General features: G+C 61.7%; 17 protein-coding genes. 3 read left to right on the top strand and 14 right to left on the bottom strand.

Annotated features, from left to right (window positions below; translation table 11 throughout):
* Positions 1-262: 262 nt before the first annotated feature.
* The 5 genes from ACJYUO_RS12740 to xacF form a co-directional block, all read right to left on the bottom strand.
* Positions 263-2,224, bottom strand: a complete 1,962-nt coding sequence (locus tag ACJYUO_RS12740) for an archaea-specific SMC-related protein (RefSeq protein WP_494345734.1) — start codon at positions 2,222-2,224, stop codon at positions 263-265.
* A gap of 63 nt (positions 2,225-2,287) precedes the next feature.
* Positions 2,288-2,914: a rod-determining factor RdfA gene (rdfA, locus tag ACJYUO_RS12735; RefSeq protein ID WP_494345733.1), complete on the bottom strand. Its 627-nt coding sequence runs from the start codon at positions 2,912-2,914 to the stop codon at positions 2,288-2,290.
* A gap of 1,105 nt (positions 2,915-4,019) precedes the next feature.
* Positions 4,020-5,093: a D-xylose 1-dehydrogenase Gfo6 gene (gene gfo6 / locus ACJYUO_RS12730; RefSeq protein ID WP_494345732.1), complete on the bottom strand. Its 1,074-nt coding sequence runs from the start codon at positions 5,091-5,093 to the stop codon at positions 4,020-4,022.
* Between the two features lie 210 nt (positions 5,094-5,303).
* Positions 5,304-6,479, bottom strand: a complete 1,176-nt coding sequence (locus tag ACJYUO_RS12725) for a mandelate racemase family protein (RefSeq protein WP_494345731.1) — start codon at positions 6,477-6,479, stop codon at positions 5,304-5,306.
* Positions 6,480-7,123: 644 nt separating this feature from the next.
* Positions 7,124-8,563: a 2,5-dioxovalerate dehydrogenase gene (gene xacF, locus ACJYUO_RS12720; protein WP_494345730.1), complete on the bottom strand. Its 1,440-nt coding sequence runs from the start codon at positions 8,561-8,563 to the stop codon at positions 7,124-7,126.
* A gap of 111 nt (positions 8,564-8,674) precedes the next feature.
* Here xacF and ACJYUO_RS12715 point away from each other — a divergent pair, with 111 nt between their 5' ends.
* Positions 8,675-9,541 carry a fumarylacetoacetate hydrolase family protein gene (locus ACJYUO_RS12715; RefSeq protein WP_494345729.1) on the top strand — a complete coding sequence of 289 codons (867 nt, stop codon included), beginning with the start codon at positions 8,675-8,677 and terminating at the stop codon, positions 9,539-9,541.
* Between the two features lie 352 nt (positions 9,542-9,893).
* A complete protein-coding gene (locus tag ACJYUO_RS12710) occupies positions 9,894-11,282 on the top strand; it encodes a GntP family permease (protein WP_494345728.1) in 1,389 nt (462 codons plus the stop codon).
* A 79-nt stretch (positions 11,283-11,361) separates the two neighbouring features.
* Here the strand turns inward: ACJYUO_RS12710 and ACJYUO_RS12705 are convergent, their stop codons facing one another.
* The 8 genes from ACJYUO_RS12705 to ACJYUO_RS12670 all read right to left on the bottom strand — a co-directional run bounded on the left by ACJYUO_RS12705 (position 11,362) and on the right by ACJYUO_RS12670 (position 20,096).
* Complete coding sequence (locus tag ACJYUO_RS12705) at positions 11,362-12,504, bottom strand: ABC transporter ATP-binding protein (protein ID WP_494345727.1); 1,143 nt, start codon at positions 12,502-12,504, stop codon at positions 11,362-11,364.
* A 1-nt stretch (position 12,505) separates the two neighbouring features.
* Positions 12,506-13,651: an ABC transporter ATP-binding protein gene (locus tag ACJYUO_RS12700; protein WP_494345726.1), complete on the bottom strand. Its 1,146-nt coding sequence runs from the start codon at positions 13,649-13,651 to the stop codon at positions 12,506-12,508.
* A gap of 3 nt (positions 13,652-13,654) precedes the next feature.
* The gene (locus tag ACJYUO_RS12695) at positions 13,655-14,587 is read right to left on the bottom strand and encodes a carbohydrate ABC transporter permease (RefSeq protein ID WP_494345725.1); all 933 of its coding nucleotides are present in this window, start codon (positions 14,585-14,587) and stop codon (positions 13,655-13,657) included.
* Between the two features lies 1 nt (position 14,588).
* Positions 14,589-15,542: a carbohydrate ABC transporter permease gene (locus ACJYUO_RS12690; protein ID WP_494345724.1), complete on the bottom strand. Its 954-nt coding sequence runs from the start codon at positions 15,540-15,542 to the stop codon at positions 14,589-14,591.
* 52 nt (positions 15,543-15,594) lie between these two features.
* Positions 15,595-16,884, bottom strand: a complete 1,290-nt coding sequence (locus ACJYUO_RS12685) for an ABC transporter substrate-binding protein (RefSeq protein ID WP_494345723.1) — start codon at positions 16,882-16,884, stop codon at positions 15,595-15,597.
* A gap of 474 nt (positions 16,885-17,358) precedes the next feature.
* Positions 17,359-18,594, bottom strand: coding sequence for a mandelate racemase/muconate lactonizing enzyme family protein (locus ACJYUO_RS12680; protein ID WP_494345993.1), 1,236 nt, complete (start codon positions 18,592-18,594; stop codon positions 17,359-17,361).
* 72 nt (positions 18,595-18,666) lie between these two features.
* The gene (locus ACJYUO_RS12675; protein ID WP_494345722.1) at positions 18,667-19,710 is read right to left on the bottom strand and encodes a zinc-dependent alcohol dehydrogenase; all 1,044 of its coding nucleotides are present in this window, start codon (positions 19,708-19,710) and stop codon (positions 18,667-18,669) included.
* Positions 19,711-19,847: 137 nt separating this feature from the next.
* Complete coding sequence (locus tag ACJYUO_RS12670; protein WP_494345721.1) at positions 19,848-20,096, bottom strand: HalOD1 output domain-containing protein; 249 nt, start codon at positions 20,094-20,096, stop codon at positions 19,848-19,850.
* A 238-nt stretch (positions 20,097-20,334) separates the two neighbouring features.
* On the opposite strand from ACJYUO_RS12670, the gene ACJYUO_RS12665 reads away from it, so the two are divergent.
* A complete protein-coding gene (locus tag ACJYUO_RS12665) occupies positions 20,335-21,108 on the top strand; it encodes an SDR family NAD(P)-dependent oxidoreductase (protein ID WP_494345720.1) in 774 nt (257 codons plus the stop codon).
* A gap of 192 nt (positions 21,109-21,300) precedes the next feature.
* On the opposite strand, the gene ACJYUO_RS12660 is transcribed toward ACJYUO_RS12665, so the two are convergent.
* Positions 21,301-22,065, bottom strand: a complete 765-nt coding sequence (locus tag ACJYUO_RS12660) for an IclR family transcriptional regulator (RefSeq protein ID WP_494345719.1) — start codon at positions 22,063-22,065, stop codon at positions 21,301-21,303.
* Positions 22,066-23,051 lie beyond the last annotated feature (986 nt).

Below are 23,051 nucleotides of genomic sequence, written 5' to 3'. Positions count from 1 at the left end.
AGCCACCTCCACTATATCTGTCGTATGCGCCTTTTTGGTGCCTATCTGCCCGGATAGGAGCGATCTGAGAGAGACACCGAAACCGAAGCTATATACTCAGATATATCTCCCTGAAAGTATTCATATATAGGATACTATCTAGTTTCGTTCATATGCGACGGATACCCAAGCAATGGTTCGGACAGACGGCCGATCGGGAGCAAAACGCAAGCCAAAAAGCGCGCAACCGCGATCGAATCGAGGATCGGATAGCGCTTGCGGATTAGATCTCTTCGACGTACGCGTACGATTCGGACAGCGCCTCGGCGTCCTCGCGCAGCAGGGCAACGACGAGGCAGTCGACGTACTCCTCGAAGTACTCGACGAGGTCCGCGATCCGGTTCGAGTCGATCGCCTCGAGGGAGTCCAAGAGCATGAACGGGACGACCTCGTAGACATCGTGGACCAGATAGCCCGCGAGCGCAAAGACCAGTCCGGTGACCTCGCGTTCGCTCTCCGAGAGGTGGTCGACGGTGTCCTCGTAGGTCCGACCGTCCTCGGTCGTCCGGACGATGTGCAGGTCGAACGCGGTCCGCTCGACCTTCCGGCGGCCCTCCCGGACCGTCTTCTCGCGCCGTTCGATCCAGATGCGGTCGATATTCCGGTACTCGAGGATCGAGAGGATCGACTCCATGTGGTCGTTGAACGCGTCGACGGCGTTGGCTTCGATCCGGTCGACGCGAGTCCGGAGATCGGTCAGTTCGTCCTCGATGGTCTCGCGGCGGTCCTCGACCTCGCCGCGTTCCTCGATCTTCGCCTCGATCTCGTCGATCCGGTCTTGGACCTCGTCGCGTTCCTCCTCGAGATCCTCGAGGTCGAGTTCGAGCCGGTTCAGGTCGCGGTGAGCCTCGATAACGTCGCCGTACTCGGCGTCCTCGAACGTCTCGGCATCCGATTCGAGTTCGTCGACGCGTTCCTGCTGGTCCTCGAGGTCGGCCTCGAGTTCCTCGATGCGCTGTTCGCGGCGCTCGAGTTCGTCCTCGATCGCCTCGAGTCGCGTCTCGATCCGGCCGCGTTTTTGTGTTTGCTGGCGGAGTTCCTTCCGTCGGGTCGAGAGGTCGTCGATCTGTTCTTGCAGGTCGCTTCGTTCGTCGAGTTTCTCCTGGCGGAGCGAGCGCAGTCGATCGAGCGTCGAGTCGATCCGTTCGCGCTCGACCTGCGATCCGCACGTCCAACAGACGACGTCGCTCGAGTCGCCGAGGAGTTGCTCGGTGATGTCGCCGTCGCCGTTGCCCTCGTCGCTCGAGTCGACCGATCCCTCGAGGTCGAACTCGAAGCCGTCGTCCTCGAGGCGCTCCTCGTTGAATCGGATCACGCTCTGGAGTTCGCTAACGGTCGTATCGAGCGACCGCTTTCGGGAGCGAAGCTCCTGGACTCGCCCCTCGAGTCGCTCGGGGGACTCTTGGGTGTCGTCGACCTCCTCGAGCTCTGCCTCGAGTTCATCCTGTTCCCGTTCGAGTTCCGCGTAGCTCTCCCGTTCAGTTTCGAGGTCGTACTCGATGGATTCGAGTTCGGTTCGTGCTTCCTGTAGGTCGGCGAAGGCCGACTCGATTTCCGCTTTGCGCTCGCGACTCGCTTCAACGTCGAGGTCGAACTCGTCCAGTTCCGCCTCGAGTTCGTCGATCCGTTCGGTCGTGGTCTCGATCTCGTTTTCGAGTGCGACCCGCTCCTCCTCGAGGTCGGGCAGCTCGGCGTCGAGTCGCGAGAGTTCCTCGAGACGCTGGTCTACGTCGCGTTTTTCGCTCTCGAGCCGGCTGATCTCGGCCTCGATCTCGTCCGTATCGATCGGCCGCATGATGAGTTCGCGGAGGTCGTCGCCGGCTCTGACGGCTCGGCGCGCCTCGTTCGACTCGAGCAGGAACGCAAAGAGGTCCGCGAGTTCCGGATCGTCGAGATAAGGGTCGCCGTCGAAGACGACCTCGCCGTTGCGCCGCTCGAGATATCGCGTGTACTGTTCGTTGTCGAAGGCCAGTTCGACGCTGCCGGCGTCCGCGTCGCCTTTCAGCGAGGAGCGCCGGCTGCCGAGCGCCGCCATGATCGTCTGGAGAAACGACGTCCGGTTCGTCGCGTTCCGGCCGGTCAGGACGTTGACGCCGGGTTTGAGTGTGACCTCGGTGCTATCGATCCCGCCGATATTCTCCGCCGCGACGGTAATCGCCGATGATACTGACTCCGGAGATGACATACGAATCGTTTCTCGCCGCTGAATATAAATGCTATTTGGTTACGGCCGTTTTCGGACTGTCGATCAGGCGGGCTCCGTCTCGTCGCAGTCACAGCCACCTTGATCGAGCAGTTCGGCGATGGGGTAGTCGGCTCCGCACTGTCCGCAGATGGCACGGACATCGACGAATACCTCGTAGTCCTTGTCTGTGAGCTCTCCGGCATTGCGCAACTCGTCGAGCGTGGATTCGGTGATGACCTGGGTGCGGCCTGCGAGTCGCTGGACGGTTTCTTTCTTCCGTTCGATGCGATCCTCGCTGTCCTCCTCGGGAAGCGAGGCGTCGCGAACGTTCGTGAGATACGTGTAAATCGTCTGGTGGGTGACGAAGTCCGATCGAACGTCGTCGATGTCGACTCCCGATCGTTCGAGCTCGCGGCGTTTGCGAACCGCGTCGGATCGGGACGCGTCGTCGTCGGTCAGCGTTCGGTAGAGAGAGTCGATATCAGTATCGAGCACGGACGCACCCGCCTCGCGCACCGCCGCCCGAAGCACGGCCTGATTGAATTCGGTCGCGAGATCGCGCAGGCTCGTCCGCTCCGTCCCGTCGCCGATCCACTCGGCCTCCAGGCGCTCTCCCCACTCCTCGAGCCCGTACTGGTCCATCACTCGCTCGACTTTCGTTCGTCGCCCGCCACTCGAGTCGTCTGCCATACCGGATGTCACTGAGGCCTATCGTACAAGTGTTGTGGTTGATCGTTGCCCGACGACTAGCCGTCGGTATCGAGAACGGCGCGATTCCTCGACGCGACTTCCGAAACCCATCAGTATTCGATCATCAGATTGCTACGATTACCTGTCGCTCCGAACCGTATTATCAGTCCACAACTCGGCCCGTACGCGGCGGTACGACTGTTCGGGAGTGGCGAATAGGTCGCTGATCTGGACGACATATCGGATGACACTGAATTGCGGGTCACGTTTTACTCGAGGTACTGATGAGAGCGGGTCCCGATACGAACCAATAGGTGGACGGGAGCGGTCTCTCCGGAGTGTGATTCAATGGCAAAATAATGATGAATATAAGCAGTTACAAAGATATGCCTGTAAATAGCCGGCTCGCGCCGCCGAACAACCGACCCGTTCGCTGCCCGGGGTGGGAAACGCGGCTCACTTATCGCGGACGAGGGGAAAGAGTAGGGTCGTTTCGAGCAAAATGGAGCGATAGAACGGGGCCAAACGGCGACGAGGGGATCGTCCACAAGAGAGAGAGTCGCGTTCACCGGTGACGAACTCCGTAAGAGCGTGTTCGCACAGGAGCGCCTATCCGATCGAACGCAGATACGGATACGAGCAGGTAGTGGCGTCGGTACCGGCGGTCATTTACGACCGATCGTTCGGCCGCCGCGATCGTCGATCGGAATTGATTGTTTTTTATTACATAACGACTGTTCGACTCGACACTCGAGTCACACTGCCGACGCGAACGACGCACCCAGTTCTCGATCACGGTTCGTGGTCCATTAGCAGCGGTATTGGGGGAGAAGCTTTAACATGGCCTCCGCCGAAGAGCGAACGATGACTGAGCGCCAGCAGCCAGCCGTACAACCGTCTAGATGTCCCGACTGCGATGGCGACCTCATGTTCGGCGGCAAATCGTGGCAGTGCATCGATTGTGGCCACATCCCGCGCCACGCCGCGGATTGATCGGGACGCGGTCTCACGACTGTGTTCGAACGTCGTGATCGCGAGCCGTTTCCACAGTAAAGGATTGCCGAGTAGTTCCTCGGTAGTCGGTTCCGTCGCGTCGTGGGCGGGCCTACGCGATGTCGACCGGTTCGCCCCGTTCGGCGGCTTCGTGAAGCGCTTCGATGATCCGCATGTCCTGGAGCCCGTGCCGGCCGTCAGGGTAGATTTCGGCGTCACCGAGGAGGCGGTCGGCGAAGTAGTCGAACTCCGCTTCCATCTCGCGTTCGGCGTCGAAGCTGTCGTGTTCGATCGTGACCGAGAGCTCGCCTCGAGACAGGTGCAGCGAACACTCCCCGTGGAAGGCAGGCCGCAACTCGATCTGGCCGTCCGTCCCCGTGATCTTGAGGTGCGTGTCCTCGTGGGCGTTCTGGCTCGAGGTCGAAGTCATCTGCACGTCGTCCTCGAAGCGCAGTAGCGACGAGGATCGCTCGTCCGGCACGTCCCCGAACGCTTCGTGGTTCGAGGCCATCTCGGATTGCACGCTGACGGGCTCGCGATCCAGCAGGAATCGGGTGGTGTTGATCGAATAGATCCCCAAGTCCATCACCGAGGTGCCGTAGCCGCTCAGTTCGGGATCGAGTCGCCACTGGTCCGGATCGGGAATCATCTCGAGCAAGGGCTGCGTGTTGTGGCCGTAAACCGACACCGGCTCGCCGAGGAAGCCGTCCGCGATCAGTTCGCGGGCCCGGCGTACCGCCGGATCGGTCTGCATGCGGTAGGCGATCATCAGCGGAACGTCCGCTTTTTCGCAGGCCTCGACCATCGCTTCGGCGCGCTCGACGGTCGACTCCATGGGCTTCTCACAGAGGATCGCCTTGTCCAGTTCGGCCGCGGTTTCGACGTACTCGAGGTGGTAGGCGTTCGGCGTGCCGACGTAGATCGCGTCGTAGGCGTCGCTTGCCGCGCCGTCGTGGAATTCGTCGTAGCTGATGCCCTGGGCCACGTCGTTTTCGTCGGCGAGTCGGGTCGCCTTCTCGGTCGAACTACTGACGAGGACCGAAACCTCGCCGAGGTCCGACGATTCGATCGCCGGGAGCGCGACGTCGATCGTCCACCAGCCGAGCCCGATCAGGGCGTATTTGACGGTCCCGCTTTCGGTCGTCTGCCACGTCCGTTCCTCGTACTTGTCGAGCCAATCGATCATGCTCGTCCCTATATCCCGACCTGATAAAAAATGACCGATGGCAGTGTGTGACGATGGCACTGACCGCGATCGGTAGCCGTGCTCCGAGTCGGCGTCGACGGTGCCGCTCCTCGCCGATCGACATCTACACCGGTCGTCAGCAGGAGTACGTGAACCGAAAACGGCGTTTCAAATCTCGAAGGATCGAATCGACCGGGGCGATTCGAGCGACTATTCGTAGGTGTGAACGCTACCGGTCGTGTTCTCCTCGATGTACTCCCAGTCGTAGTCGACACCGAGGCCCGGCCCGTCGGGAACCGGGACGGTTCCGTCGTCGTCGACCGCATCCATCAGATCGGAGTAGCCGCCCTGATAGACCGGCGGCTGGGTGTTCTGGCAGTCGGGGTGGACCAGCGCCAGTTCGTAGTAGTTCGAGTTCCGGCAGGCGGCGATACAGTGTCGTTGGGCGGGCCCGGGCGCGTGAAACTCCACGTCGAGCCCGAACGCCTCGGCCATCCGTGCCACTTTGATCGCGCCGGTAATCCCGGCGTCGTACTCCGGATCGGCCCGCAGGAAGTCCGTCGCCTCGTTGGCCGCGAAATCGGATTTGCTCTCGAGTCCCCGGACGTGTTCGGTCTGGAGGATCGGCGTCTCGAGTTTCCGGGCGAGCTTTCGGTGGGCGTGCTGGGAGATGCCGCCGTCGCGGAACGGGTCCTCGTACCAGAAAAATCCCGCCTCGTCGAGCGCGCGCCCGAGTTCGAGCGCGTCGGCGAAGGTCTCCAGTTCGCAGGCGGGGTCGTGCATGAGGTCCATGTCCTCGCCGACGGCGTCACCGACCGCGCGAACGGCCTCGATTTCTCGAGTCAGGTCGCGAGCGTCGTCGCCGCCACCCCAGCCGTGTATTTTGAACCCGCCGAAGCCGCGGTCGCGACAGTCCTCGGCGAAGTCGGCGAACGCGGCGGGCGAGTCGAGGCCGCCCGCGTCGTCGCCGTGATACGTCGAGGCGTAGGCGGGGATGCGCTCGCGGTAGGTGCCAAGCAGTTCGTGGATCGGCGCGTCGTAGTACTTGCCCGCGAAGTCCCATAGCGCGATGTCGATGGGACCGATCCCCATCCGATCGTACTTCCGCAGTGCGCGTTTGACCTCCGACCAGTGTTTTTCGCGCTGCAGCGGGTCTTTCCCGATCAGGTACTTCGCGATGATGTTGTACTGGGCCGCCGCCGGCGAGTTCCCGCCGACGTACTCGCCCGTGATTCCCTCGTCGGTGTAGATCTTGATCCCGAAGAGCTTCCGCATCGTCGTCTCGCCGGGTTCGTAAACGAGGTTGAACCCGTGCTCGTCGGTCCCCACGTCCTCGAGGGGATACTCGAACTCCCGGCTTTCGATCTTCGTGATCGTCGGTGTCATGTTCGTCACCTCTCCCGGGTGCCAAATAAAGATTCGGCGTTGCGGTTCGCCGTCGACGGGGTTGTCGTCACCGGACCGTTCCCAATTTCGGATCGGTGTTCGGTAATAGGAAACAATCGTTTCCGGAAGCTGTGCAGTGGATCGGAGAGCACGCCGCTTCGGGCAGAGAACCCTGCCGCTATTGGGGCTCTCGATGCGGACCCTCTCTTTGCAGCCACGTACTGTTGAATTGACTATCAATAATTGTTGAACACTCGTGGCAGTGATCGATCACTACCGATGGGTCGATGTTTCCACCCGATCGCATAAGATCGTGCCGGAAGTCACCGTCTCGGGCCTGTTTGTCGACGAATACGCTGGTATCGACCCACACAGATTACAGCGCTATGGGTGTGAGGGAAGCGGTGGCCACTCCGAACACACACCACGATGTTCAGTATTACATAACGGAGGGCTGGTCGTAGGAAACGCGGCTGGACGGCACGATACGCCGGTTGGTCGCGATCGAACGGCCGAACCGCTGACTCTCACCCGGTGTGGCGCTATACTGAACGCCGTTCTGTCGTGCACTCGGTGTGCCATCCGATCAATACCTGATCGCCGAAAAAGAACGTCTTCGCCTGCGACTCAAGAGGGGTAGCGGATCAGTAGTTGTCGTAGACCGTCTTGCTGATGCTGTAGAAGTCGAGGCCGGCGTCGCCCTGTTCGCGGTAGGTCTCGCTCGAGGAGTCTTTCATGCCACCGAAGGGCACGTGGAGTTCGAGGCCGGTCGTCTTCTCGTTTACCTTGACGACGCCGGCTTCGATCTCCTCGACGAAGCGGTTCGCTTCGGTGTGGTCGTCCGTGACGACGCTCGCGGAGAGCCCGTAGTCGACGTCGTTGGCGACGGCGAGCCCTTCGTCGAAGTCGCTGACGGGGATGACCGCCAGGACCGGGCCAAAGATTTCCTCCTGTGCGAGGCGCATCTCGTTGTCGACGTCCGAGAAGACCGCGGGCTCGACGAAGTAGCCCTCGCGGTCGAGTTCGCTCCCGCCGAACTCGAGGGTCGCGCCCTCCTCTTGGGCGATATCGACGTACTCGAGCGTGCTCTCGAGTTCGGATTCGCTGACGTGGGGGCCCATGCCGGGGTCGTCGAGCCCGTGGCCGTGGTCGATTGCTTCGGCTTGGTCGACGACGGCGTCGACGAACTCGTCGTAGACGTCCTCGTGGACGATGGCGCGCGAGGCGGCCGTACACGCCTGGCCGGTCACGCCGAACGCGCCGTCGGCGACGATCTGGGCTGCCTCCTCGACATCGGCCGTGTCGCTGACGAGCGTCGGGTTCTTGCCACCCATCTCGAGTTGGACGCGCTTGCCGTCCTCGGTTGCCGTGTCGTAGACGGTGTTGCCGACCGCCGTGCTGCCGGTAAAGGAGATGGCGTCGACGGCTTCGTGGCTGGCGATCGTCGCTCCGACGTCGCTGCCGGGACCGGTGACGACGTTGAGCACGCCGTCGGGCAGACCGGCTTCCTCGAGTGCGCTGGCCATCTCGTGGACGACGCCGGGCGCGAGCGAGGCGGGCTTGATGACGACCGCGTTACCCGCGGCGAGGGCGGGTGCGATCTTCCATGCCGGGATGGCGATGGGGTAGTTCCACGGCGTGATCAGGCCCGCGACGCCGAGGGGCTCGGTTTTCGTATAGAGGTTCGTGTCTCGAGCGCTCGAGCTCTTGACGGTGCCGCCGATGTCGCTGGCCTTCGAGCCGTAGTAGTGGAAGATGTCGATCGCGCGCTGTACTTCACCGCCGGCCTCGCTTCGGGTCTTGCCCTCTTCGCGTACGAGCAGTTCGGTCAGCTCTTCCTTTCGCTGATCGAGGAGCGAGCCGGTCTTCGCGAGGATTCGGCCGCGCTCGGGGCCGGGGGTCGACCCCCAGTCGTCGCTGGCGTCACTCGCCGCTTCGATCGCTTGCTCGGTGTCTTCGGCATCGGACTGGGGATAGGTCGCGACGACCTCCCCGGGGTTTGCGGGATCGGTCGTTTCGAACGTTTCGCCGGTGTGCGATTCGGTCCACTCGCCGCTAACGTAGTTCAATCGCTGGTCTGCCATACGTGTGTACGTCGTTCCGTCTGCTCATAATTCTTGCCGTTCCGACCCTTCGACGCGGGGGACTCAGCCGGGGACGGGACATTTATAATGGTTTAGGTAGTTGGTGCCTGCATGCGGTATCAGCGCCTATCGACTGGCGACCAGTATAGACTAATCGCTGTCGACGACGGGACAGCGTTCGATCTGACGGCCGTCAAACCGCGGCTGGACAGTTTCGGGGACCTCGCGGCGGCGGCGGATATCGCGGACGTCGGCGTCGACGAGTTAGCGAGCGAGATTACAGACGAGGCACCGACGGTCTCTCCTGACTCGCTTCCCGACGGAACGCTGCCAGTCGTCCCCGAAGAGGTCTGGGCCGCGGGTGTCACCTACGAAATCAGCGAGGAGGCTCGGGAGGAAGAGAGCGGGATGCCGGAGATGTACCTGCACGCCTACGAGGCCGATCGACCGGAGATCTTCTTCAAGGCGACGCCGAGCCGAACGGTCGGTCCGGGCGAAGCCGTCGGGATCCGCGCGGACTCCACGTGGGACGTCCCCGAACCGGAACTCGGAATCGTCCTCTACGACGGTTCGATCGTCGGCTACACGATCGGCAACGATATGAGCAGTCGCGCGATCGAGGGCGAAAACCCGCTGTACCTGCCCCAGGCGAAAATGTACGAGCGGTGCTGTTCGATCGGTCCCTGTGTCGTCTCCGCCGAGGAGATCGGCGATCCCCACGAACTGACGATGTCGATGGAGATCTCCCGCGATGGCGAGGTGCTCTACGACGACGAAACCTCGATCGGCAACATGGCTCGTAGCTGCGAGGAACTGGTCGAACATTGGCGGGATCACGACGTGGTGCCCGAACTCGGCGTCTTGCTAACCGGTACCTCGCTCGTGCCTGACGACGGCTTCACCCTCCAGCCTGACGACGAGGTCCACATCGAAATCGACGAGATCGGAACACTCTCCAATTCGGTTATCGAAGTCTAATCGCCACCGATATCTCGAGGCCCCGGCGAGCCGAACTTGCCCGATCGTGGCTCTTCTATCCGAATTCGGTCCATGTCCCGCTCTCAGTCAGGTAGCGCAGTCACTCGAGGCCTGTGCCGACGGCTCCGATGGGTCCGTGCTCGGAGAGAACGGGAGCGCGCCTGACGAAACTCGAGTGAGAGTCGGCGCCGGACCGACTGTGAGGAGGGCTCGAGACGGCGACTTGAAGCTTTCACACCAGCAATCGTCCGTTGTGCCGCTTTGACCAGTTCCACTGGAGTTATTATTTGGCCATACAGGTTCGGAATGATTAAAAACTATAAAATATAATGGTTATCTATACCGGACTGTGATGTTCAATAGCACCGTATTGCAGTTGGGTGGGCAAGCACCCCTCGTCTCGCTTGTCGCAGGTATCGTCGCAATCATCCTATTGCTCGTCGTGCTCGACTTGCCGGCGTTTATATCGCTCGTTATCGCCGGCTTTACCGTCGGGATCGTCGCACCGGAGGTCGCTTTCGCCAATGTCCCCGGCGAGTTCGCGACGGCGTTCGGTAACAACATGGCCGGGATCGGTATTCCGATCCTGATGGCCGCGATCATCGGAAAGGCGATGGTCGAAAGCGGCGCTGCGAACCGAATCGTCCGCGGGTTCACGAGCGTGTTCGGCGACGAGAACACGGAACTCTCGCTGTTCACTAGCAGTTTCGTGATGTCGATTCCCGTGTTCTTCGACAACGTCTTTTACCTGCTCGCGCCGCTCGCACGGTCCGCTCGAGCGCGTATCGGGAAAAACTACACCCTATACATCGTCGCGGTCGGTGCGGCCGGCGTCGTCACGCACGGGTTCGTGCCGCCGACGCCCGGTCCGCTGCTCGCCGTCGAGGAGTTCGATGCCAACCTCGGGAGCACGATCATGATCGGCGTGCTCGTCGGCATGCCGACCGCGATCGTGTCGGGGCTGGGATACGGCTACTGGATCAACCGCCGCCTCGATATTCCGCTCCGCGATTCGATGGGTACAACCGTCGAGGAACTCGAGGCCCAAAACGAAGTTTCGACGAGTTCGCTGCCGAATATGTTCGAGGCGCTGCTGCCGATCCTGCTTGCCGTGCTCCTCGTGACCGCGGATACGACGGCACAGACGCTCGTCGGTGAGAACGCACCCATCACGGACATAACCGGCTTCTTCGGCGACCCGAACCTCGCGCTCACGGTGGCCGCCCTCGCCGCGGCGCTGACCTACTACCGGATGAGCGACCTCGGCAGTGACGCGTTCTCCGACGAACTCACGGATGCACTCAAAAGCGGCGGCAACATCGCCGCGATCACCGCAGCCGGCGGCGCGTTCGGTGCGATGTTGCAGGCGGCCGGTGCCGGGATGTACATCGCCGACAGCCTCGAGGGGATCGGCCTCGGACTGCTCGTGACGGCGTGGGTTATCGCCGCCGGCGTCCGCGTCGTCCAAGGCTCTGCGACGGTCGCGATCGTCACCACTGCGGGGATCATGGCCCCGCTCGCGAGCGGCCTCGACGTCAACGTCGCCTACCTCGTCATGGCCATCGGCGCTGGTGCGTCGTTCTGTTCGTGGTACAACGACTCCGGCTTCTGGATCGTCAAGGAGATCGGCGGGCTCACGCAGACAGAGACGCTCAAGACGTGGACGGTCGCGACGACCCTCATCGGGCTCACGGGTCTGCTCAGCACGCTCATCTTCTCGACGATCCTCCCGCTCGCCTGAGTCGTCTTGTCGCGTTTGAAAAGTAGTCGTCCCGCAGTCACACTCCTTTTTCGATCCGTCTTCGAAAACGCCGATTCGCTTACGGGAGGACGCCGTCGGCCGTCCCGGTAAACGCCAGTCGGCGGTTCTTGACCGCCGCCCCGCTCTCGGCATCGAAGAGATGAATCGCCTCTTCGGGGAACTCGACGGTGACTCGATCGCCGTCGCTGACGGCGGGAACACCCTCGGTCGTCGCGATGAACTCCTCGTCGGCCGTCGCGCCGGCGAACTGAAGGTGGACGATGTTCTCGTTACCCATCGGCTCGACGACCGAGACGGTCGCTTCGAATCCGCGAGTCGCCGATCGGTCGCCAATGCGGATATCTTCCGGCCGGATCCCGAGCACGAGGCCGCTTCCACTGTCGAGGTCCGTGGCCAGTTCCGCGGACAGCGGATACTCGAAGTCGTCGGTCACCAATGCGTCTCCCTCGAGGGTGCCCTCGAAGAAGTTCATCGACGGCTCGCCGATGAAGCCCGCGACGAACAGGTTGTTTGGTTCGTGGTAACACTCGAGGGGCGTGCCGACCTGCTGGAGTTCCCCCTGATCCAGTACTGCGATCCGGTCGCCCATGGTCATCGCTTCCGTCTGATCGTGGGTCACGTAGACCGTGGTCACGCCGAGTTGGTCCTGGAGATGTTGGAGTTCCGTGCGCATCTCGGCGCGCAGTTTCGCGTCTAAGTTCGACAGCGGCTCGTCCATCAGGAACACGTCGGGATCGCGGACGATTGCGCGGCCGAGCGCGACCCGCTGTTGCTGGCCGCCCGAGAGTTCGTCGGGCTTGCGATCCAGCAGGTCGTCGATTCCCATCAGGGCCGCCGTGTCTTCGACCGTCTCGTCGATCTCCGCGTCGGAGAGATCGGTCGACTCCTCGAGGCCGAAGGCCATGTTCGCCCGCACGGATTTGTGGGGGTACAGCGCGTAGGACTGGAAGACCATGGCGATGTCACGGTCCTGTGCCGACACGTCGTTGATCGTCCGGCCGCCGAGTTTGATCTCGCCGTCGGTAACCTCCTCGAGGCCGGCGATCATGCGTAGCGTCGTCGACTTGCCACAGCCCGAGGGGCCGACGAGGACCAGAAAGTCGCCGTCGGGAACCTCGAACGAGACGTCTTCGACCGCCATGACGCTCGTCTTGCCGTCCTGATACACCTTGGTTACGTCGTCGAGTTCTAAGCCCGCCATATTACACCTGTGTGAGTTCGCGTTCGGTTTCGAGCCGACGGTTGCAAAGCGCGTCGCCGGTCGTTCCGTCGAAGACGTGGATCGCGTCGGGATCGAGCGTGATCACGACCGAATCGCCCGGTTCGACGACGTGCATGCCGTCGGTCACCGCCTGCAAGACGTCGTGTTCGTCGGTCGCATCGGCATGCGTGAGGTGAATCACGTTCTGATCGCCGTGTGTCTCGGCGACGGACACGGTCATCTGGAACTCGTGATCGCCGAGTTCGCCCGCCGCCCCGTCTCCCTGCCGGACGTCGACTGCCTCGGGACGGATCCCGAGAACGAGGTCGTCGGCGTCGCCGACGGCGGCTGCGAGCCGGTCGTCGAACGGGTAGTCGATGTAATCGCCAGCGAACCCGTCCTCGGACCGGTGGCCGGACAGGAAGTTCATCATCGGCTCGCCGATAAAGCCCGCGACGAACTGGTTTGCGGGCTCGTGATAGCACTCGAGGGGGTCGCCGACTTGCTGGAGGCGACCGTCGTTGAGGACCGCAATCCGGTCGCCCATGGTCATCGCTTCGGTCTGGTTGTGCGTGACGTAGACCGTCGTCACGTCGAGGTCGTTTTGCAGATTTTGGAGTTCGGTCCGCATCTGCGCCCGGAGTTTGGCGTCGAGATTGGCGAGGGGTTCGTCCATCAGGAAAACCTCCGGATCGCGGACGATCGCGCGACCGAGTGCGACCCGCTGTTGCTGGCCGCCCGAGAGTTCGCCGGGCCTGCGGTCGAGGAGGGACCCGATTCCGAGGTCGGCGGCGATCTCCTCGACGCGCGCGTCCATCTCGTCGGTGGTGTAGCCCTCCTCTTCTTCCAGTCCGAACCGGATGTTCTCCCGGATCGTCATGTGCGGGTAGAGGGCGTAGTCCTGAAACACCATCGCAATGTCCCGGTTCTGGGGCACGCGATAGTTCATGTGATCGCCGTCGATGTAGAGATTCCCCTCCGTCGGCGTCTCGAGGCCGGCGATCATGCGCAGTGTCGTCGATTTGCCACAGCCCGAGGGGCCGACGAGGACGAGGAACTCGCTGTCTTCGACGTCGAGGGTGATGTCCTCGACGGCCACCGCGTCTCCGAACCGCTTCGTTACGTGATCAAGTTGAATTCGTCCCATCGATTATCCACTCTCCGTGCGCAGTCCTTTCGCGAACTGTTCAGCGAACGCGACATACAGGATGATCGTCGGCAGTGCCGCGAGGAAGGCGGCCGACATCCGGATTCCGAAGTCGATCCCGGAGGTCGACGCCCCGATCGCCGGCAGGATCAGCGTCACCGGCGCTGCGGGATGGTTCGACCCGGTGATGAGGGTAAACGAGAACAGGAACTCGTTGTAGATCTGGGTGAACTGGTAGATGAAAACGACGCCGAACATCGGCTTCGAGATGGGCAACACGATGCGTCGGTAGATCTTCGTGATGCTCGCCCCGTCGATCTTGGCCGCCTCGACGTAGGAGTCGGGCATTCCCTTGTAGTACGACCGAAAGAGAACGGTACAGATCGGGATCCCGTAGGCCACGTGAGTGATGATCAGCGGGACGAGTTCGGAGTGATACCCCTGGAACAGCGGGAGGGCGGCGAAGAACGGCTCGAGCATTCGGGCGAGCGGGAACAGGTTGTTCCAGAACCGCGCCAGTGGCACCAGTACGGCCTGATACGGAACGAAGACCCCGATCAGGAACAGCGACAGGACCGCGAGTTGGCCCCGCCACTTGACCATCGTCAGGCCGAAGGCGGCCATGCTGGCCAGCAAGACGTTGATGATCGTTGCCGGGATCGCCATCAACAGCGAGTTGACAAAGGAGTTCGTCAACTGGCCGAACGCGTAGCTGAGGTTCTCGAAGGTAAAGCCCTCGCCGACGGGCGGCGCAAACGGCAGCGACCGGGCGACGGACTCGTTGGTCTTCAACGCGGTCATGATCCCCGTCTCGATTGGGACGAGGAAGAACCCGAGGAACAGGATGACCAGCGTGTACTGGCCGATCCGCCTGAGATTGACGTCTTCGACGAGCGATACCACGTCGATGTTCGGATCGGACGTTGATTGAGACATGTCAGAGACTCCCCTGTCGGTGCTGGTAGATCAGATACGGTGCGATAACGCTGAGCGCGAGCAACAGCAACATCGTCGCGATCGCGGCCCCGTAGGCCCACTTTCCGAACTTGAACGCCTGCCGGACCATCAGCGTGGCCAGGATGTCGGTCCCGTTCGGGGGCCGGTACTGCCCGACGAGGGCATAGAGGAAGGTAAACGCCTTCAGGGCGAACACGAGCAAGACGACGGCGGCACTGACCGACGACTCCTTGAGCTGCGGGATGATGATGCGCAGGTAGGTCCGGATCGTACTCGCACCGTCGACGCGCGCGGCCTGGAACTGATCGCGCGGAATCGACTGGAGTCCCGCTAAGTAGACGACCATCGCGTACCCGCTGAACTGCCAGACCAACGCGAAGATGACCGCCGCGAGCGCGATATCGGGGTTGCCGAGCCAGTCGATCGGCTCGAACCCGAGCGTCGTGACGATGACGGTGAAGACACCGCTTTCCTGGTTGTACATCCACAACCACAGCTGTGCCGTCACGACGAACGACAGCGCCATCGGCAACAGGTAAATCGTCTGAATCTGGTCTTTGTACCTGATTCCGTGATCGAGCAGTACCGCCAGGAACAGTCCCAGCGCCAGCGAAATCGTCGTAAACGCGACCAGCAGCACGAAGTTATTGAACGCGGCCTCGCGGAACGCATCGCTTGCCAGCGCCGTGCGGTACATCTCGAGGTCGAGACTGCCAAACGTCGGTCGGGCGATCCCTGCGTAGTCGGTAAACGAGATCGCGACGTTGTAGCCGATACCGCCGTAAACGGCGATCCCCATCAGGATAAAGGGGATCCCCCAGTACGGCGACGATCGAACGAAGTCGCTGTTCAGGAAATATCTGAGCTTTGTTTGCCAGTCTACCACCTCCTCTGTCGGTGCTGTAGTCGGTTCTGTCGGCTCCTGTGTTGCCATCACCCACACTACTCTATCCCAACGTAATAAAAATTGAGTTATGTCTCCGTGCTTACTGGGAGACCGCGTCGAGCAATCCGTCTGCAGCCGCTTCGGCGTCGTAGGGGTCCATAAAGTTGTTCCCGATGGCGCTCTTGCAGTCGTTGAGCTGTTCGGGCTCGACGGCGAGCCCGTGGGCGATCGTCGGCGGGTACGCCTCGGAACTCGTGAGGTCCTCGTAGGTCATCGCCAGGAAGTCAGTCAGCTCGCTCGAGTCGATGTCCGTTCGGAGCGGGACCGATCCCTTGAGGTTGTTGAAACCGATCTGGGCCTCCTTGGAGCCGACAAACTTACCCCACGTGACCGTCTGCTCTTGGCTCGGGTTGTCCGCCGGCATGACGAACGCGTCGACGTGGTAGAAGTACAGCCCCTCGGTTCCCGGGAACGGGACCCAGTCCCACTCCTCGCCGAAGTTGAAGTCGTCGTCGTTGCGGAACATCCCGTAGAGCCAGTTGCCGCCGTGCATACAGGCCGCCTCGTCGGCGATGAGCTTCTGAGCGGCCTCCGTGTATCCGATCGAAGACGCGTCGTCGTTGATGTAGTTCTCCTGGATCTCCTGAAGCGACTCGAGCGCGTCGATAATGGCGTCCCTATCACCGTCGCCCTCGATGAAGTTCGTGTAGGCGTCGACGCCGTGGTCGCTCGTGAGGATCTGTGCCCACGTCTGCAATCCGAGGAACGGCGCGCGCATCCCGTGTGCGAAGGGGATGTAGTCCGTCTCCGAGTCGATCGTCTCGAGGGCGTCCATGAGGTCCGAAACGCTCCCGAGGCTCTCGGCGTCGATGCCGGCCTCATCGAACGCCGCCGTGTTGAAGAACAGGTTGTTCATCCGGTGGGAGCCGATCGGGACCGCCGGCATCTGATCGTCGAACGTACAGATTTCGACGACACGGTCCTGCATGCTGTCCTTGAACCCCTCGGCGTCCCAGACGTCTTCCTCAAGGTCCATCAGGCTCCCGCGGTACCGTTCGAGGTTCTTCCCCGGCCAGTTGGCGAACGAACTCATTTGGTTCGCGTTCGTCAGTCGGCGGAGGACCGTCGTGTTCAACTCGACGTTCCCGTCACCCCCGACGGCCTGAAAGTTCGTCTCCATGTCCGGGTGATTCTCTTTGAACGTACTGGTCAGTTCTTCGACGGCGGCGGCCCCGTCTCCGCCCGTCCAGCCGTGAAGCACCTCGAGTTCGCCCGAGTCGGAGCCGCCGCCACCCATGCAGCCGGCGAGTCCGAGCGCACCGCTCGCTGCGATCCCCGTAAGATACGTCCGTCTATCGATGCTCCCCACTGCATTGTCATTATCAACCATGCTGCTTGTCAAATTCTACCACTGAGATATAAAGCTATCGAATCTATCATTATTATATGGCGGCATCACGCAGTCGTCTCGACGTTCCGAACTCGGCAATAGCGCTCCAAACGCAGCAACAGCGCTCTCGTGTACAGGTCAGCCTATCGGCTCGTAGAACAGCGATCGGTGCGAAGGCGAGTAGTGGGACAGACCCTCGCACCCGTCGTTGGCGGTCTATTCAAGTTCGGCTCATCAAACACAGACGACCCGGCTCGAGGGCACGCCTGGTCAAACGACGCGAATCGGAGCTTTGCTCCGTGAGTTTGACTTCGGCGTACACCTCGTCAAACAACGCTGAGCGGAGCTCAACGAGCTCGAGGAAGCTTACGCCTCGTCAAACGACGCAAACTCCGATTTGCGGGCTCGACGAACCTTACGCTTCGTCGAACAACGGAAGACTCGCGACGCTCGTCTTCCGAGTTTGATTTCGGCTTACGCCTCATCAAACATCTCGGCACCGTCTGCCAGATGTTCCTCGACGGCGTCGAGATCGAGTGTGATCCCAAGGCCCGGCTTCTCCGGCACTTCGGCGTACCCGTCCTCGATGATGTCTTCCTCGACGAGGTCCGACCACCAGCCGAGTTCGTAGGAGTGGTACTCGACGGCGAGCGAGTTCGAAATGGACGCACCGACGTGAATGCTGGCCATCGTGCCGATCGGCGAGGAGACGTTGTGCATCGCGACCGGGACGTAGTACATGTCCGCGAGGTCGGCGATCTTCCGGGTCTCGCGCATGCCGCCGACGCGGGGCACGTCGGGCGCGACGATGTCGACGGCCTGTTCCTCGAACAGCCGGCGGTTGCCGTGGTTCCGGTAGACGTTCTCGCCGACCGTGATCGGCGTCGAGGTTCGCTTTGTGACCTCCGCCTGAACGTCGTGGTTCTCCGGCGGGATCGGGTCCTCGAGCCACCAGACGTCGTACTCCTCTAAGCGATCCGCGAGGCGGTGTGCGCTGCCGGAACTGAACGACCAGTGGCAGTCAAAGGCGACGTCGGCGCGGTCGCCGATGCGCTCGGTGACCTTCTCGACGATTTCGGCCTTGTGCTCGATCTCGGGGCCGCGCAGATGGCGGTTCGCGCGGTCTTTCTCGTGGCCCGAGGGAACGTCGAGGTCGAATTTGAGGGCGTCGTAACCGAGGTCCTCGACGACGCGTTCGGCCTCGTCGGCGCAGGCGTCGGGGTCGGCCTCGTCTTCGGTGTGACAGTCACAGTACATCCGCATCTCGTCGCGGTACTTGCCACCGATGAGCTGGTAGGCCGGCACGTCGAGAATCTTCCCGGCGACGTCGTGCAGTGCGAGTTCGATGCCCGAAATCGCGGAGATCGCTTTCCCGGCGATCGACCCCTCACCGGAGAGCTTCTGGACGAGGTGCTCGTAGAGACGGTCGATATCGAGCGGGTTCTCCCCCTCGAGGAACGGGGCCATCCGCTCGATGATCTCCCGTTCGCCGGCACCCCAGTAGGACTCGCCGTTGCCGACGAGGCCGGCGTCGGTGTAGACTCGGACCAGTGTCCACGGATAGTTCCCGTCGACGATGGTCGTCTGTACGTCCGTGATCTCGACGTCGCGCGGCCCGCGAGAGTTGGAAACGCCCATCGTCTCCGCGGAGAGGTCCCGCATCGTATACTCTGCGTTCGGGTCGGATAGCTGTCTGTAATCCATCGACAGTGGTAGATTACAACAGGCACTACTAAAACTTCCGTCTCAAACGGCGCAGTCGACAGAATATCCGAGGGATCCTCAGTCGCGCAGTACCGAGACGTCGAAGACTGGTTTGCACGTGCCGCCGCTGACGAACGTCTCGAAGGCATCGTCGGCCTCGAGCAGGCTGAAGCGGTCGTCGATGAACGTCTCGGCGTCGACGTCGCCCGTGTCGATCAGGCGCAAGGCGTTCTCGAAGTCCTCGTACTTCGACGCGTAGGAACACTGCAGGTCGATCTCCGCGCGGACGAGCGGCGAGTAAGGCATCGTCGTCTCGCCGGTCTGTCCGACGAGGACGATCTGACCACCTTTCCGGACCTCGTCGACGGCCGACGGCAGTCCCGAGGGGTGGCCGGTCGTGTCGAAGACGACATCGTAGCCGATCCCGTCAGTCCGTTCGTCGCGGACGGCGTCGACATCGTCCTCGGCCACGTTGATCGTCTCGAAGCCGAGTTCCTCGGCCAGCGGGAGGCGGTACTCGGCGTCCTGACCGACGCCGCTGACGACGACCTCGCCGCCCTGTGCGCGGGCGACTTGGGCGGTGAGGAGCCCGATTGGACCGGGCCCCTCGACGAGGACCCGCGTGCCGGCTCGCACGCGAGAGTTCTGGATGACGGCGCGGGTAGCGATGCTGGTCGGTTCGACCATCGCCGCGTGTTGCTGTTCGACGCCGTCGGGGACGGCGTGGAGCGCGTCCTCAGGGACGGCGAGATAGGGTTCGTAGGCACCGTCGTGGTCGACACCCGTGATGACCGAGTTCTGGCAGACGTTCGATTCGCCGATCTCGCACTGGTAGCAGTCGCCACAGCCCCGAATCGGCCGCTCAACGACCCGGTCGCCGACCGCGAACTTCGTCACGGCGTCGCCGACCTCGACGACGCGACCCGAGTACTCGTGGCCGATGACGGTCGGCAGTTCCATTCGTTCGAACGCCGATTCGAACTCGTAGATCCCCGCGTCGCTCCCACAGAGACCCGCGTAATCGACTTCGATCAGCGCCTCGTCCGGGCCGGGTTCGGGCCGCTCGCGGTCGATGAGTTCCATAGCTCCCTGGCTGCGACTGGTCTTGGCTAATCCACGCATGATATGCGCAGTCGTTCGCCCGCAGTTATAATTCTGTGGGGTTTGCCGACAGGCCGAGTGGGATACCGCGCCGAGTTCCGTCGGAAACGGGATCCGTGCGTCTGTGCGAGCAGCCACTACAACCTCGGCTACCGTTACTAATCGTCACGCTCGACGTGGACGGTTCCAGTTTCCGAGAGACGAACGTAACATCCCGAATACGTGAATTGGACTTCCAGCGACGACCCATCGGTCGTGGCCGAATCGATGACGGCGTCGAGTGCGTCCGGATCGATCGTCTCGTATAGGGGCGGTAACGCAGTCACCGTTTGACCCGTGACTGCCGCAACGTGCTGGACGACTTTCGTCGACACAGCGGGCTCTATCGTTTGAGACACATTGCTCATGTGTTGCTCAAGCCCGACGAGAGAGGAATATAAAACTGTTTTTACGAAAACGGTGGAACGTTGTCCTATTCCAGTCGTAGATTGCTTCTCCGAACAATACCGTGCTACCGCTGCTATGAACCGCTACCGAATACGATCGACGGTCCTCGTCGACTGCATCCGGTCGCCTCCTCCGCACTCACCGCCGGGCTCGCTCGAGAGGGGAAACATAATGAGGTCGGACGGTCTCGCTTGCGGTATGGTCGATTACCAACACAGCCCAGTGACCGTCAGTGGTAAACGAGCCGTCGTCATCGGCGGGACGAGCGGAATCGGACAGGCGATCGCCCTCGGCTTCGCCGAGGAAGGTGCCGATGTCATTGCGACGAGCCGCAGCGAGGAGAAAGTCGACGAAACCGCGGCCGAGATCGAAGCCCGAGGCGTCGAGACCGCGCGGATCACCTGCGACGTCACCGAACCGGACTCGCTCGAGGCCGTCCGCGAAACGGCGGTCGAGGAACTCGGCGGCATCGACGTCGTCGTCGCGTCGCAGGGAGCGATCTCTCGAGCATCGGTCCAGGACATCACCGACGAGGAGTGGGACTTCGTCACCGACGTCGCGCTCGACGGTGTCCGCCGCGTGACCCAAGCCTTCGCCCCGGCGATGGACGAAGGCGGGTCGATCATCAACATCTCCTCGCTGACGGCACAGCTCTCGATGGCGAACCTGCCGGCGTACACCGCCGCCAAAGGCGGCGTCGAAGCCTTCACGCGCGCGGCCTCGAAGGAACTCGCACCCGATATCAGGGTCAACGCGATCGCACCGGGCTTCGTCATCACGCCCCAGAACGCGGACACGTACGCCGAGGGAACCGAGAAACGCGAACGCATCGACGAGCGAACGCCGATCGGCCGGGTCGCCGAGCGCGAGGAGATCGTCGGCCCGGCGATCTTCCTCGCCAGCGACGCCGCCTCGTTCGTGACCGGCGAGGTCGTCACCGTGGACGGCGGCTTCGCGGACAGCGCGTTCTGAGCGGCCTCGGAGCGGTTCGATATCGTCAACGCATATCCGTTGTCGAAACACGTCACAGCGCCCGTCGATCGCGGTGCCCTCGAGAGCGCGGCGGCAGACAACGTGGCCGCGTGGCATCGATCGTCACGCCCCGTTCGTCATTCCTGAACAATAGTTTGTGTGGGTCGGTAACGAGGAGGTCGTAGTGACCGATCAGGAGTACGTGAGGTTCAGTTCGATGACGTTCGCCGCGCTCTTGAGGAGTTCTGGGAGTTCGGACTCGAGTCGCTCCCCTTTCATCCGGCTCGTCGGCCCGGCGACGCTGAGCGCCCCGATCGGTCGGTCCTCGAGGTCCAAAATCGGCACGGCGGCACAGCAGAGGCCGCCGATACGCTCCTCGCGATCGAACGCCACGCCGCGGTCGCGGATCTCCGCGAGTTCGTCTTTGAGTTCCCCGCGATCGGTAATCGAGTGTTCGGTATCGGCCGACATCCCGTGATTGTCGATGATTTCGTCGACCCGGTCCTCGGGCAGGTACGCGAGGACCGCCTTCCCGAGGCCCGTGTTGTGCAACGCGACGCGGTGACCGGTCCCCGCGGCGACGTTAACGGCTTGATCACCCCGAACCCGGCACACGTAGACGCCCTGTCCGTGTTCCTCGACGAGCAGATTGACGAGTTCGTCCGTCTCCTCGGCGATCGATTCCATCTCGGGCCGGGCCGTCTCGTAGAGGTCGTCACGCTCGCGGACGTACCGACCGAGATCGAGAAATCGAAGCCCGAGGTGGTACGTTCCGTTTTGCTTGACGACGTATTCCTCCTGCTCGAGCGTGCTGAGATAGTTGTAAACGCTACTTTTCGGGAGGTCGAGTTCGTTCGAGAGTTCGGTCACACCGGCCCCGTCGAGCCGACGCAGCGTCTGGAGGATGTCAAACGTCGTCACAACCGACTTTACCGGATTGTTCGCTCGCTTGCCCATACAACGGCTAGTAGACGTTTCCTATAAATATCTATGTGTTCATCATTCCCGAACGGCAGGTCGTGTGTACAAACTGGACTTTCGGACCACCGCCTGCTGGTCGCCGTCCGAGATTCGGTATTTGTCCCATTGGGACATCGCGGCCGTCTCCGCCCGGTTCGAATGCCGTTCAGTTATAGGGAACGCGTGTTCTTATATAGGGTGTGAAACTAGTAGCCACCGTCTGAATCGGCCTCGAGCGTTGTGTCCGCGGGTTCTCTCGTCCGGTCTCTTCTCGGATCTCGGATGATTCGGTGTGAAAACGGCCTTGAGAAGCGAGTAGGTGGGTCATCGTAACAGAATCGTATTGCCTGGTTGTTTTTCATTACATAACGCCCGTTTGTTCCTGGCGGGCGGTCATATCGGGTCCGCTGTCTATCTCTCCGTCGTGACCGAACGGGAACGAAACCGTCGATGAGTTGGCCGTCTCCGGCAGGTCAGGTCTCGCGTTCGACCATCGATTCGTCCCGAGAGGAGCAGCGCAGTATCGCAGAGGAGTTACAAGCGTATGTTTGTAACGACTTTATCGATGTCGTATTCGCCGTCAATGATCCGCGTCGGAGCATAGCCGTCCTCGAAGCCTCATTTCACCGTTTAGTGAAGTATTCATATTTATAATATACTGGTTCCGACTTCGAGGTCTCTTTTTGTATACATGCATTCTACACGCTAGAAGTCATAAATACAACTTTATCTACCTTATTATACCCCATTCAACCACTATTTGCTCTCATTTCTTTTTGGTGAATATGGCAAGAACTATAGCATTAACTTGTTTGCTCTCATCATTGTCACTATATCGATCGGGCAATGATCGGGGCACTCACTAGCGGTGTACGCAACAATGTCGGCATCGCAGCCAGAAACGCACTTGGCGGCTGATAGGTCGGTGAACGATCGGCGAATCGGATCGTGAACGGTGAGTTGAAGTCCGCGCGTTCGAAACG

The sequence above is a fragment of the Natrinema sp. CRL1 genome (assembly GCF_059162405.1).
Note: the sequence above shows the minus strand (reverse complement) of the source record. Positions and strands in the feature narration are given on the sequence as shown.

Excerpts from the sequence above, each read along its gene's own strand:
- ACJYUO_RS12740 (WP_494345734.1), bottom strand. The coding sequence starts at position 2,224 with ATGTCATCTCCGGAGTCAGTATCATCGGCGATTACCGTCGCGGCGGAG.
- rdfA (WP_494345733.1), bottom strand. The coding sequence starts at position 2,914 with ATGGCAGACGACTCGAGTGGCGGGCGACGAACGAAAGTCGAGCGAGTG.
- gfo6 (WP_494345732.1), bottom strand. The coding sequence starts at position 5,093 with ATGATCGATTGGCTCGACAAGTACGAGGAACGGACGTGGCAGACGACC.
- ACJYUO_RS12725 (WP_494345731.1), bottom strand. The coding sequence starts at position 6,479 with ATGACACCGACGATCACGAAGATCGAAAGCCGGGAGTTCGAGTATCCC.
- xacF (WP_494345730.1), bottom strand. The coding sequence starts at position 8,563 with ATGGCAGACCAGCGATTGAACTACGTTAGCGGCGAGTGGACCGAATCG.
- ACJYUO_RS12715 (WP_494345729.1), top strand. The coding sequence starts at position 8,675 with ATGCGGTATCAGCGCCTATCGACTGGCGACCAGTATAGACTAATCGCT.
- ACJYUO_RS12710 (WP_494345728.1), top strand. The coding sequence starts at position 9,894 with ATGTTCAATAGCACCGTATTGCAGTTGGGTGGGCAAGCACCCCTCGTC.
- ACJYUO_RS12705 (WP_494345727.1), bottom strand. The coding sequence starts at position 12,504 with ATGGCGGGCTTAGAACTCGACGACGTAACCAAGGTGTATCAGGACGGC.
- ACJYUO_RS12700 (WP_494345726.1), bottom strand. The coding sequence starts at position 13,651 with ATGGGACGAATTCAACTTGATCACGTAACGAAGCGGTTCGGAGACGCG.
- ACJYUO_RS12695 (WP_494345725.1), bottom strand. The coding sequence starts at position 14,587 with ATGTCTCAATCAACGTCCGATCCGAACATCGACGTGGTATCGCTCGTC.
- ACJYUO_RS12690 (WP_494345724.1), bottom strand. The coding sequence starts at position 15,542 with ATGGCAACACAGGAGCCGACAGAACCGACTACAGCACCGACAGAGGAG.
- ACJYUO_RS12685 (WP_494345723.1), bottom strand. The coding sequence starts at position 16,884 with ATGGTTGATAATGACAATGCAGTGGGGAGCATCGATAGACGGACGTAT.
- ACJYUO_RS12675 (WP_494345722.1), bottom strand. The coding sequence starts at position 19,710 with ATGCGTGGATTAGCCAAGACCAGTCGCAGCCAGGGAGCTATGGAACTC.
- ACJYUO_RS12670 (WP_494345721.1), bottom strand. The coding sequence starts at position 20,096 with ATGAGCAATGTGTCTCAAACGATAGAGCCCGCTGTGTCGACGAAAGTC.
- ACJYUO_RS12665 (WP_494345720.1), top strand. The coding sequence starts at position 20,335 with ATGGTCGATTACCAACACAGCCCAGTGACCGTCAGTGGTAAACGAGCC.
- ACJYUO_RS12660 (WP_494345719.1), bottom strand. The coding sequence starts at position 22,065 with ATGGGCAAGCGAGCGAACAATCCGGTAAAGTCGGTTGTGACGACGTTT.